Raw genomic sequence first — 13129 nt, 5'->3', positions numbered from 1 at the left:
GGATAATAGTGTTCTATGGTAAAATCGGCTAACTTTTGTAAATTTTCAATATCATTTTGCGATGAAAACAATTCGAAACTTCCAAATCTTATAAAAGTAGGAGCAACTCTGCAAACAACTGCACCTTTTTCATATTCGGGATTTCCGTTATACATTACATCACGTAAAACTTCGTCTCCAGTTAAAATTAACGATAATGAACGCGTTGTAGGAACACCCAAATAATGCATTGCTTCACTACATAAATGTTCACGTATTGAAGAACGTAAAACGGCCAAACCATCAGCTCTTCTTGAATATGGAGTAGATCCAGCTCCTTTTAATTGGAGCATTAAAGATTGATAATTATGTTCCACTTCTGCTAAAACAATTGCTCTTCCATCACCCAATTGACCAGCCCAATTTCCAAATTGATGACCAGCATAATTCATAGCATAAGGTCTTGAATCTGGTAAAATTGATTTGCCAGAAAATACATTTGTAAATTCTTCTGATTGCGTTTCTTCGGGTGAAATTCCTAGTAAAGCTCCAACTTCTTCAGAAGCGTGAATCAACTTTGGATTGGATGGAATTCTTGGATTTACAAAAGAAAAGGAGGCATTTAAAACCTGGCGCGAAGTATTAACTTCACTAGTATCGGCAGTTAGTTCTTTAGAAAATCGATTGTTAATTTTTAATTGCATTTATTTTAATTGAATGGTATACAAATTTACGTAAAAAGTAATAGATAGGTATTTATTTAACATATTGATAAATTCATCAAATTATTAAATTTGATTTAGGTTTTGGTGACAAATGTATCTTTTACCCATTTAGTTTCTAGTCCAATTTTACACCATCCGTTTTTTTCCTCGGTGATGAAAATTTCGGTTCCTTTTGCTAAACTTCCTACAATACTAAAATTACTTCCAGAACCATTTCTAATGTTTAAGGTATCTGCTGTAACAGTTGCACGAGTAACTTTTTCAGTGTGTCGTCCTGCTATCCAATGAGATGATGAACTTGATATTTTATACCATCCGTTTTTTTCTTCAAAAATTCGTAAAACAGAACCTAGAGGAATGGCATCTCTATCTAAAGCTTTTTCACTTGTATAAGAAGGTAATGATCTAACGTTTAATTTGTTGGCAGTAATTATTCGGTATTCTAAAATTGAAATTGGAGTAGGAGTTGGTATTTGATTTTTAACATTTTGAACTAATGGCAAAAAATTAGATTCGCAATCGGCTACTTTATTTCCTCCAAAAAAAGCAGTTCCAGGACACGATTTATTTCCGCCAGCACCATTATTTCGCTCGCCAGAAGCAAGATTGAACCAATGATGATAAACAATTCTATCACTTGAAACTGGAATGTTAAATTTAGCGCATAATAGTGCTGTCATTTTTACAATAGTCTCTTTTTGAAGCCTTGTCATCACATCATTTCCTGTATCAAAATTCCCAACGTTTTCAATACATATTGCATTAGCATTAAATCCGTAAATGCATGCAGGAGAATTTTCAATACTTCGTCCAGTGGCAATAGAACCGTCAGGAAAAGTAGAAAAATGTTGACCAATATCACTCCAACCATTGGTGTTTACATGGTGGTTTTTCATTCCTTTTTGCAACTCCAATTGATTGATATCGTTGCATAAGTCATAATTTGGTGAATAGGTGTGGTGTTGCTGAATGTATAAAACGGTTCGTCCAACTTTTATATTTTTTATGTAATTTTCAAATTCTTGAATGGAAAAAAGTTTGAATCCGTATTTAGTTTTCATTAGTTCTAGTTTTATAATCGTTTTAAAAATTCAGCGTATCCAAAAGATTCTAAACATCCAAGAATACTAGTGTTAGTAATTTCATCAATTAAAGTAGTGTCAATTTCTATATATTTATCGCCAAACCATTCTAATCCAAAAGAATATAGAAATTTTCCATTAGCTTGAATTCGGGCGTATTCAATGTGACAGCCATAATCTACACAATCAGTAGTGGGTAGAAACAAATAATTTCCGTTTGCATCATGCGTTATTTTTAATCCAATTCTGTTTTTAGTTACTTCGATCCATTCAGGATTTTCATCATAAATAATTTCTTTAGTTTGAAGATCTTCCAATTTTACATTAAAACTCCATTTCACGCAATTTTCAATGAAACCGAAGGCAAACTTTCCCATTTGCTTTTTAGTTACTTTACCAATTCGTTCTTTTATTTCTATAGTTCCTTCGCAAAGTTTGATACATAAATTTTCTTGGTTGAGTTTTTTATAATAATCCGTTCTCGGTTTTGTGGTAGTGATGGTTAGATTTTTCTTTAAAAACCACTTTGTAATTTCTTTGTTTTCTTTTTCAAAAAACCATCGTATTTCTTTACTTGCTAACATATTTTAATTAAGTTTTTTAGATAGTCTTAAACAAATCGTTCCTATGAATTATTATGTGAGTTTTTGTTTTGTAAAATTATTAATTTTAATAGGTAGAAGTAGAGTCAATTACCCCATTTTAAATAGGGAAAAAACTCTAAAAAAAGGGTGTTTTTCCCCTTGATAAAGATGTATTTAAAAATTAAGTTTGAAAAACTTTAAAACTAAATTTATTATGGGAAATTACCAAAGACCAGCAAATTTGATTAGTGTTGCAAAAGGAATGGAATTGAATGAAAATTACAACTCAAAGCGTGCGCCAATAATTGAAGATTCGATTGGAAAAGAGGATGCGAACGCCGTTTGGTTTTCTATCGAAGAACTTCAAAATTATATTGATTATATCAAAACTGAAGGCGCTGCAAAAGGACACGATGTTGACGGAATTCGTTTTTATTTAGGAGTTTATTCTGATAATGAAGCTGCTGATAAAGCCGGATATACAACACTTTTCTTATCTCCAACTTGCAAAGTACCCAATTCTACTGAGGTTGCACAAGATATGACCGATATGGAATTGTTAAATTATGGTTCGATTGGACATCCACCAAAAATTGAATACGGCCGATAAATGGTAGCAAACCTTAGATTTCACATTATTTATTTAGCTTTATTTGCGGGCATTGTAGGAATCATTTTCTTGCATAAATTGCCCAATAATAAAGCTAAATCGGTAGTAGCGATGATTTGGTTTTCTGTTCTAACAGAGTTTGTAGGTTTAAATTTCACAAAGTGGACGAATTTATTAAATTACGTTGTCTTTAATTTTTATATCCTAGTAAGCTTTTCTTATTATATATTTTTGTTAAGAAAACTTTTGAACTCTATGAAATTTAAGTACATAGCCTCTTTTTTTCTGATTTCATTTTTTCTTTTTTTTCTCGTCAATCGTTTATTTTTTGATTTGGGTATTAATAGAATTGATACCATAAGTTTTGCCTTAGGTATTAGTTTCGTTGTATTTTTATCTTGTAGGTATTTTTTTGAAACTGTCAATTCTAATAAGATTATGGATTTTCAAAAGTCCATCTATTTTTGGTTTATCATAGGTGTTTTGCTGTTTCATGTTCCCTTTTTACCATTTATGTTATCACTTGAATGGTTTTTAATCGATTATAATGAAAATGTGTTAAGTTTGATTTTATTTTTTCTAAATTTACTAATGTATTGTTGTTTTATAATCGGATTTGTATGGAGCGAGAAGAAATACAATTATTAATAATATCTTCCAGTATTGTATTGTTTACATTACTTACGACGGTATTTATTTTGTTCTATTATTTCCAAAAAAAGAAGTCTGAGTTTTTACTAGATAAAATCGAATCGGAACTTATTTTTCAATCAGAATTAGTAAAATCTAAAATCGAAATTAAAGAACAAACCCTAACCAACGTAAGTAGAGAATTGCACGATAATATTGGTCAAATACTTTCTGTTGCCTTAATGGAAATGAACATGATGCTAGAGCAAAAAGATAATTTTTCTAGATGCCAATTAGTAGAAACCAAACAATTAATAAGCAAATCACTCAATGAAATTCGGATTTTAGCAAAGCTAATAAATGGTGATGTTACAATTGACTCCAATTTTATTGATGCCGTGAGTGATGATTTGGAACGCATTCAAAAATTTAAAAATATTGAATGTTCGTTGGAACTAGAAGGCGAAGTTGTTTCCTTAAACAACGAACACGAAACCATTATTTATAGAATTTTACAAGAATCAATTTCTAACATTTTGAAGCATTCTCAAAGCGAAGTTATCGATTTAAAGATAAAATTCAATAACCAAATTTGTACAATTGAAATAAGCGATAAAGGAAGAGGTTTTAGTGTTGATAGCTGTAAAAAAGGATCGGGACTTTTAAATATGAAAACTCGTGCTAAATTAATTGGTGCCAATTTATCGATTGCATCTTCTTCACAAGGTTCTAAAATAACAATTCAATATCCAATACCAGCAGAAAATTAATGTAAAGATGAATAACTATGAATAAAATAAACATCATAATTGTTGACGATCATTCCTTATTTTCAAATTCATTATCCTATTTAATTGGAAGTTTTGAAGAGTTTAATGTAATTGGAACTTTCTCTAATGGTAAGGAATTTATAAATCATATCGCTATAGAATCTTCTTTACCAGACATTGTTTTATTGGATGTAAATATGCCAATCATGGACGGAATTGAAACTATGAAATGGATAAAATCGAATCATCCCGATTTGAAAGTTTTGGCATTATCGGTTAATGATGATGATGCTACAATAATAAAAATGCTCACAAATGGTGCCAAAGGTTATTTGCTAAAAGATACCGAACCAGCAATTTTTAAAGAAGCTTTACTTGATGTTTATCATAAAGGGTTTTATTACACCAAAATGATTTCGGGATTGTTGATTCATAAAATCGAAAATAAAGACAGTAAAGATGTTTTAAAAGAACGTGAAATAGAGTTTATAAAATTGGCCTGCACCGAGTTAACTTATAAAGAAATTGCAAACGAAATGTGTTTAAGCCCAAAAACAATTGATGGTTATCGGGAACATTTATTTGCGAAATTGGAAGTAAAAACTAGAATAGGTTTGGTTTTATTTGCCATCAAAAACCGAATAATTATGCTTTAAAATTTTGATGAAAATCAACGTTTTTGGTTACTCTTTTAACAAACTAAAATTATATCTTTGTATTCTGTTTTTCGATGATATAATTTTACTGAAATGACTTCTACATTACTAACGACCGAATTAGAACTTTACTTCCAACAATTCCGAAAAAATATTATCGGAATTGATCAAGAATTTGTTTCTCCTTTTGGAACTAAAAAAATCATTTACACTGATTGGACTGCAAGCGGAAGATTATACCGACCAATTGAAGAAAAATTGATGAATGAATTTGGTCCATTTGTAGCCAATACGCACACTGAAACTACAGTTTCTGGTACGGCAATGACGTTGGCATATCACGAAGCAAAACATATTATCAAACATCACGTAAACGCTACAGAAGACGATGTTTTAATAAACACTGGAACCGGAATGACTGGTGTTGTCAATAAATTTCAACGTATTTTAGGACTTAAAATTCCAGAAAATTTAAAAGAGTTTATTGAATTACCACAAGAGTTAAAACCAATTGTTTTTATTTCCCACATGGAACATCATTCTAATCAAACTTCTTGGTTGGAAACTATGGCAGATGTAGAAGTGATTCCTGCCAATGAGAACGGATTGTTTTGTTTGGATGAATTTAAAAAATTAGTAGAAAAATACAAAGACAGAAATTTCAAGATTGCATCAATTACATCGTGTTCAAATGTTACTGGAATTAGAACTCCATACCACGAAGTTGCTAAAATAATGCACCAAAATAAAGGTTTGTGTTTTGTAGATTTCGCTTGTTCTGGTCCGTATGTTGATATCGATATGCATCCAGAAGATCCAGAAAGTTACTTAGATGCTATTTTCTTTTCACCACATAAATTTCTTGGTGGTCCAGGAACTTCAGGTGTTTTAGTTTTCAATAAAAATTTATATAAAAATACTGTACCCGATTGTCCTGGTGGCGGAACCGTTTCATGGACAAATCCTTGGGGTGAACACAAATACATCGACAATATTGAAGATCGTGAAGATGGTGGAACCCCAGGTTTTCTTCAAGTTATTAAAACAGCTTTAGCCATTCAGTTGAAAGAGCAAATGGGTGTAAAAAATATTTTAGCTCGTGAACATGAATTGGTAGAATATGTTTTTGATGAATTAGGAAGCATCGAAAATATCAATATTTTAGCCAAAGAACATCAAGATAGGTTAGGAGTAATTTCGTTTTATATTGATGATTTGCATTTTAATTTAGGTGTAAAAATATTAAACGATAAATTCGGAATTCAAACTCGTGGCGGATGCAGTTGTGCCGGAACGTATGGTCATTATTTACTTCACGTAGATCAAGAAACTTCACACGATTTAGTTTGCCAAATAACCTCTGGCGATTTAATTAGAAAACCAGGATGGATTAGAATGTCTATTCATCCAACAACAACTTCAGAAGAAATAAAATATGTTTGCGATAGCATAAAAGCATTAGCCGAAAATCATAAATCTTGGGAAATGGATTATGTTTACAACGGAAAAACCAACGAATTTAATCACAAAAACGCTTTAAATTCTGAAAAAGAAATGGTCGAGAGTTGGTTTAAAATTTAAGAATTCAAAAATCTAATATCTAGTATCAAATATCAAATATCAAATATCAAATATCAAATATCAAATATCACATATCTAATATCTAATATCAAAAATCTAATATCAAAAATTTAATATAATACTATGTCAGACGATAAGAAAGTAATTTTCTCAATGCAAAAATTGAGTAAGTCGTATCAAGGAAGTGATAAACAAGTGTTGAAAAACATCTACTTGAGTTTCTTTTATGGAGCAAAAATTGGTATTCTTGGACTTAATGGTTCTGGAAAATCATCCTTATTAAAAATCATTGCTGGAGTTGACAAAAACTACCAAGGAGATGTTGTTTTTCAGCCAGGTTACACAGTTGGTTATTTAGAACAAGAACCAATTTTAGATGATACAAAAACGGTTATCGAAATTGTTAAAGAAGGTGTTGCCGAAACGGTTGCAGTTCTTGAAGAATTTAATAAAATCAACGACATGTTTGGTTTGCCAGAAGTTTATGAAGATGCAGATAAAATGCAAAAACTAATGGACAGACAAGCCGATTTACAAGATAAAATCGATGCTTCTGGTGCTTGGGAATTGGATACCAAACTAGAAATTGCAATGGATGCTTTACGTACTCCAGAAGGCGATACACCAATTAAACATTTATCTGGAGGTGAACGTCGTCGTGTAGCATTATGCCGATTATTATTGCAACAACCAGACGTTTTATTACTAGATGAGCCAACCAATCACTTGGATGCCGAGTCTGTACTTTGGTTAGAACAACATTTAGCACAATATGCTGGAACTGTCATTGCAGTAACGCACGATAGATATTTCCTTGACAATGTTGCTGGATGGATTCTTGAGCTAGATAGAGGTGAAGGTATTCCATGGAAAGGAAATTATTCTTCTTGGTTAGATCAAAAGTCAAAACGTATGGAACAAGAAGAAAAAACAGCTTCCAAACGTAGAAAAACGCTGGAACGTGAGTTGGATTGGGTTCGTCAAGGAGCAAAAGGAAGACAAACCAAGCAAAAAGCGCGTCTTCAAAACTATGATAAATTATTAAACGAAGATCAAAAAGAATTAGACGAGAAATTAGAAATCTACATTCCAAATGGTCCACGTTTGGGAACTAATGTTATCGAAGCAAAAGGAGTTGCAAAAGCATTTGGCGACAAATTATTATATGATGATTTGAATTTTACTTTGCCTCAAGCAGGAATTGTTGGAATCATTGGACCAAACGGAGCTGGAAAATCAACTATTTTCAGAATGATTATGGGCGAAGAAACTCCAGATGGCGGAACATTTGAAACTGGAGAAACAGTTAAAATAGCGTATGTAGATCAATCGCACTCTAATATTGATCCGAATAAATCTATTTGGGAAAACTTCTGTGATGGTCAAGAATTAATTATGATGGGCGGACGTCAAGTAAATTCGCGTGCTTATCTTTCACGTTTTAATTTTGGTGGAAGCGAGCAAAACAAAAAAGTATCGGCACTTTCTGGTGGTGAAAGAAACCGTTTGCATCTTGCCATGACTTTAAAAGAGGAAGGAAACGTACTTTTACTGGATGAGCCAACCAACGACTTAGATATTAATACGCTAAGAGCTTTGGAAGAAGGATTGGAGAATTTTGCTGGTTGTGCTGTAGTGATTTCGCACGATAGATGGTTTTTAGATAGAATTTGTACACATATTTTAGCTTTTGAAGGTGATTCTCAAGTCTATTACTTTGAAGGTGGTTTCTCTGAATACGAAGAAAATAAAAAGAAACGTCTTGGTGGTGATTTAACACCAAAACGTCTTAAATATAAAAAGTTAATAAGAAATTAACTATATTTGCAATAAGTCCCAATTAAATTTGGGATTTTTTGTTTTTAGTAAAATTAACACGATCAGAAAAACAAATTATTACAAAATTTGAAAATTAAAAAAACATACCTACTTCTATTTGCTTTAATTCTGCAGAATTTTGCTTTTTCTCAAGAACAAATTCGTTCAAAAAAAGAAATTGAAAAGATGCTGCAAGATGCAGGAAATGCTTTTTTTAATTTAGATGTTGATAAATCTTTAAAGCTTGCTAAAATTGCCTTGAATGATGCTCATCTTCGCAAAGATGATGCGCTTATGGCTAAAGCTTATAATGTTATTGCGTTAAATTTTGAAGAATTTTACGATGTTGATAAAGGATTAAATTACTATAAAAAAGCACTTTACCATGCCAATTTAACTGATAATGATTCTATTAAAGATTGGGTTAATAACAATTTAGGAGGTCTTTATTCCTACAGGAAAAATGACTTTAAAACAAGTATAAAGTACTATAAAAAAGCATTATTCTACTCAGAAAAAATTAAAGATTCAATCGAGATAATGTATACTCGTTTGAATATTTGCTCAGCCTACTTTGCCATTAATGATTTTAAAAATGGAGTAGAATATTTGAACGGTATTAAAGACTTTGTTGGAAAAGGTGATCAACTTGAGGCAAAAATTTCAATGTGCTCAATGTACGGATCCTATTACAGCCACTTGAAGGATAATGCTAAAGCCGAAACATTTTTTAACGAAGCAATACGTTTGAGCAAACTTAATACTACGCAGTTGCTAGATTCCAATATTTGTGATGTTTATAATGATTTTGCAACACATTATAAGAGCAATAAAAATTATGAAAAAGCCTATTTTTATTTAAATCTTCACAATGAACTCAAAGAAAAAGTCTACAATGAAGAACGTGTCAAGAAAGCAAAACTTGCTGGAGGAGAAATAGAACTTGATGAATTGGAACGTCAAATCAATAGAATTGAAGGTGAAAAAGACGAGCAATCTAAAGATTTAAAAGAGTCTAAACTTATTGTTCTACTTTTTGTAATTATATTCTTTATTCTATTATTGCTGCTGTATTCTTTATATAAAAACAATAAATTTAGAGATCAATCTAATAAAGAATTAAAAATTGCCAATGAGGAATTAAAAGTTGCCAAAGAAAAAGCCGAAGTTGCATCACAATTAAAAACCCAATTTGTTTCTACAATCAGCCATGAGCTGCGAACACCTTTGTATGGTGTTGTTGGAATTACCAATATTATATTAGAAGAACACAAAGAGTTGGCAAGCAGTCCGCATTTAAATTCGCTTAAATTTTCTGCTCGATATTTACTTTCACTGGTAAATGATTTGCTTCAAATAAATAAAATTGAGGAAAATAAGATTGTTTTAGAAAACATGATTTTCAATATTTCCGATGAGATTAAAATCATTATTGAATCATTAGAATTTATTGCAGTTAAAAACAATAATAAACTGGTTTTACAAATCGATTCGTCGATTCCCGAATTTATTATCGGTGATAAATTGCGTCTTTCTCAAATTTTCATGAATTTGGTGAGTAATGCTTTAAAGTTTACTAAAAATGGTGAGGTAAAAATTATTGCCGATTTAGATAGAGTAGAAGGAACCAAAAGTTTTATTAAATTTCAAATAAGTGACACTGGAGTTGGAATTGCTAAAGTTGACCAAGAGAAAATCTTCGAAAAATTTGTTCAAATAGAACGCAAAGAAGGCGATTATCAAGGAACAGGTTTAGGATTATCGATTGTACAGAAATTGGCCGATCTTTTTGGTAGTTCCATCGAATTAGAAAGTGAAGAAGGAGTTGGAACAACATTTACATTCACAATCGGATTTGAGTCGGATGAATCGCAACGCAACGACATCATAAACAGTATTGAAGTCGATTTGTCGTCTACAAATTTTTATAAAATTCTTGTGGTTGAAGACAATAAGATCAATCAAATTGTAACTAAGAAAATTCTTGAAGGAAATAATTTTAAATGTCAAATAATTGATGATGGTTATGCTGCCATAAATTTATTAGAATCAGAAACTTTTGATGTGGTTTTAATGGATATCAATATGCCAATTATTAACGGATTTGAAACTACAAAACTGATTAGAAAAAAAGGAATGACTATTCCGGTAATAGCATTAACAGCATTTGATAAAGAAGAAATAACAGAAGAAGCACTTGCCTCGGGAATGAATGATATTATTATAAAACCATTCGAACCAGTAAAATTATTTCAAATAATCACCAATATAATAAACAAAAAAAACGCTGATTAATACCAGCGTTTTTTATTCTTTTTAGAAGCATCCGATTTTCTTGAATTGGCAGCTTCGGGTTTCTTTTTATTTCTCAAATCGGGTTTTGCATCTGGATTTGGAACTTCATTGGTGTAAGGATAAGGATGTTCTTTTTCTACTTTGATATTCATTTTAATCAATTTCTCGATATCTTTCCAATAAGGTTGTTCGTCTTTGCCGCAAAATGAAATGGCTAAACCTGTATTTCCAGCACGTCCTGTTCTTCCAATTCGGTGAACATAGGTTTCAGAAATATTCGGAATGTCAAAATTGATAACATAAGGTAAACTTTCAATATCAATTCCTCTTGCAGCAATATCTGTAGCAACTAGAACCGAAATTTCTTTGTTTTTAAAGGCATCCAAAACGCGTTGTCTTGCATTTTGCGATTTGTCTCCGTGAATAGCTTCGGCAGTAACGTTATTTTTCTTTAACGCTTTCACTACATTATCGGCACCATGTTTTGTTCGTGTAAAAACCAGTACATTTTCTAATTTATCATTTCTGATGATGTGATATAACAACTTTCGTTTGTCTTCTTTTCCAACAAAATAAACTTTTTGATTTACTTTTTCTGCAGTAGATGAAACTGGATCAACCGAAACATATTTTGGTTTCGTTAAAAAAGTATCAGCAAGCTCACGAATTGCCATTGGCATTGTAGCCGAAAACAAAAGCGTTTGTCTATTATCTGGAGTAAGTTTTACAATCTTTTTTACATCGTTAATAAAACCCATATCAAGCATTTGATCGGCTTCGTCAAGAACCAAATGATGCATGTGGTCAAGATCTATAAATCCTTGTTTATGAAGGTCTAATAATCGTCCTGGAGTTGCAATTAAGATGTCAATTCCTTTTTTTAATTGGTCAACTTGTGGTACTTGACTTACGCCACCAAAAATAACCATAGAACGAATATTGGTATATTTTCCGTAGGTATTAAAGCTTTCGTCTATTTGAATTGCAAGTTCTCTAGTTGGCGTTACCACCAAAGTTCTAATCATTTTTCGCTTTGCCGATGAACCAACGATTCTATGCAATGAATTTATAATTGGAATTGCAAAAGCTGCCGTTTTTCCGGTTCCTGTTTGTGCACAACCAACCAAATCAGTTCCTTCCATAATAATAGGAATGGCTTGCTGCTGAATAGGAGTTGGGTTTTCATAACCTTCTTCGGTTAATGATTGTTGTATGTTTTTTAATAAGTTTAAATCGCTGAATGTCATAAATGTAATGCTACTTGCATCGTTAAAATTGGTTGCAAAGATAGGTTATATTTAACGAAAAGGAATGTTAAGATTCATTTTCCATTTTGGCCTTAATAAAATCGGTGATTAAGTAACCAATTAATTTTCCTACCAAGTGATTATTTTTTTCGTTGTCTAAACTTGGTGCGCCTTCGCAAATGTGAATGTAACTCGCATTTTCATGTCGTCCGAAGAAATATATAAACTGACGCAAATCTTCTACCGAATAACCACTCAAGGTCATGGCGCTACACGGAATGTTAGGTATCGAATCTAAATCAATTTCAATTCCGTAGCTGTCATTTTTTATAAATTCAAGAGCTAGATGCATTTCTAAATTGAAATCTTTTGTCTTTTTAATTTTTACAGCGTCATAAGTATTGTATAAAACGCGGTCTTTTAAAGTTTTTAATCGGTCTAAAACACTTTTAGAAGTATAGCTTTCGTGCAATCCAAAGATGAAATATTTCTTGAGAAATCCTTCTTCATACGCATACGAAAATCCGTTGCCGCTGTGTCTTCCTTCCAAAATTCTAAAATCGGAATGAGCATCAAAGTTGATTGCGTTTATTGGTTTTCCTTTTGCTAAAGCGGTTCCTTTGATATTTCCGTAGGCATTATTGTGTCCGCCACCAATTACAATTGGAATTTTTCCTGCTTTTACAATTTGACTTATAATATGAGCGACTTCTTTATCGATTTTCACAACAAGTTCGCTCATTTTTTTGCGATCTTCAATTTTATGAAAATCCAAATGCTGAATGGCTTCCATTTCTTCTGAAACGTCTAGTTGTCCAAGAACTACAATATTATATCCTTTAGAAAATCGGTTATGTTGGATATTTGCAATGCTTTTTATGGCACTTTCCCAAGCCGAATCTGCTCCAGGTCGACCAAAATTGGCTCGTACACCAATATCTTCTGGAATTCCGAACAGCACAAATTGAGGTTCGCAATTCTTTAAAAAGGTAGAAACATCTTCATTTTGAGGTATTACTACCATTTTTTCGCCAAATTTTACTTCGCCACTTCTATAATTAGTGACTTTTGATAAATCGGATGTTGTAAATCGAATAAGCTTGTCCATGAAAAATATTTGTTCAAAAATAGTCTAATTATATAAAGAAATAC

General features: G+C 31.7%; 11 protein-coding genes. 6 read left to right on the top strand and 5 right to left on the bottom strand.

The features are described 5' to 3' along the window. From DIU01_RS09240 to DIU01_RS09230, 3 genes are all read right to left on the bottom strand, one after another. The coding region (locus tag DIU01_RS09240; RefSeq protein WP_290833750.1) for a protein adenylyltransferase SelO family protein at positions 1 to 683 on the bottom strand (683 nt) is incomplete at its 3' end. A gap of 95 nt (positions 684 to 778) precedes the next feature. After that, positions 779 to 1765, bottom strand: a complete 987-nt coding sequence (locus tag DIU01_RS09235) for an SH3 domain-containing protein (RefSeq protein WP_290833748.1) — start codon at positions 1763 to 1765, stop codon at positions 779 to 781. Between the two features lie 11 nt (positions 1766 to 1776). Next, positions 1777 to 2370: a hypothetical protein gene (locus DIU01_RS09230; protein ID WP_290833746.1), complete on the bottom strand. Its 594-nt coding sequence runs from the start codon at positions 2368 to 2370 to the stop codon at positions 1777 to 1779. 214 nt (positions 2371 to 2584) lie between these two features. Between DIU01_RS09230 and DIU01_RS09225 the strand changes: the two genes are divergently transcribed. The 6 genes from DIU01_RS09225 to DIU01_RS09200 all read left to right on the top strand — a co-directional run bounded on the left by DIU01_RS09225 (position 2585) and on the right by DIU01_RS09200 (position 10730). Then, complete coding sequence (locus tag DIU01_RS09225; protein WP_290833744.1) at positions 2585 to 2980, top strand: hypothetical protein; 396 nt, start codon at positions 2585 to 2587, stop codon at positions 2978 to 2980. Positions 2981 to 3600: 620 nt separating this feature from the next. Continuing rightward, complete coding sequence (locus tag DIU01_RS09220; RefSeq protein ID WP_290833742.1) at positions 3601 to 4380, top strand: ATP-binding protein; 780 nt, start codon at positions 3601 to 3603, stop codon at positions 4378 to 4380. A 17-nt stretch (positions 4381 to 4397) separates the two neighbouring features. Further along, on the top strand, positions 4398 to 5036 hold the full coding sequence (locus DIU01_RS09215) for a response regulator transcription factor (RefSeq protein WP_290833740.1): 639 nt from the start codon (positions 4398 to 4400) through the stop codon (positions 5034 to 5036). A 93-nt stretch (positions 5037 to 5129) separates the two neighbouring features. Then, complete coding sequence (locus DIU01_RS09210; protein ID WP_290833738.1) at positions 5130 to 6617, top strand: aminotransferase class V-fold PLP-dependent enzyme; 1488 nt, start codon at positions 5130 to 5132, stop codon at positions 6615 to 6617. 123 nt (positions 6618 to 6740) lie between these two features. Next, the gene (gene ettA, locus DIU01_RS09205; protein WP_290833736.1) at positions 6741 to 8435 is read left to right on the top strand and encodes an energy-dependent translational throttle protein EttA; all 1695 of its coding nucleotides are present in this window, start codon (positions 6741 to 6743) and stop codon (positions 8433 to 8435) included. An 87-nt stretch (positions 8436 to 8522) separates the two neighbouring features. Beyond that, positions 8523 to 10730 carry a response regulator gene (locus DIU01_RS09200; protein ID WP_290833734.1) on the top strand — a complete coding sequence of 736 codons (2208 nt, stop codon included), beginning with the start codon at positions 8523 to 8525 and terminating at the stop codon, positions 10728 to 10730. Here DIU01_RS09200 and DIU01_RS09195 read toward each other — a convergent pair. After that, on the bottom strand, positions 10727 to 11977 hold the full coding sequence (locus DIU01_RS09195) for a DEAD/DEAH box helicase (protein WP_290833732.1): 1251 nt from the start codon (positions 11975 to 11977) through the stop codon (positions 10727 to 10729). The two genes, DIU01_RS09200 and DIU01_RS09195, sit on opposite strands and share 4 nt — an antisense overlap. 67 nt (positions 11978 to 12044) lie before the next feature. Next, positions 12045 to 13085 (bottom strand): formimidoylglutamase, encoded by a 1041-nt coding sequence (locus DIU01_RS09190; RefSeq protein WP_290833730.1) that lies wholly within the window; start codon positions 13083 to 13085, stop codon positions 12045 to 12047. Positions 13086 to 13129 lie beyond the last annotated feature (44 nt).

The sequence above is a fragment of the Flavobacterium sp. genome, assembly GCF_003525665.1.
Classification (GTDB): domain Bacteria; phylum Bacteroidota; class Bacteroidia; order Flavobacteriales; family Flavobacteriaceae; genus Flavobacterium.
Note: the sequence above shows the minus strand (reverse complement) of the source record. Positions and strands in the feature narration are given on the sequence as shown.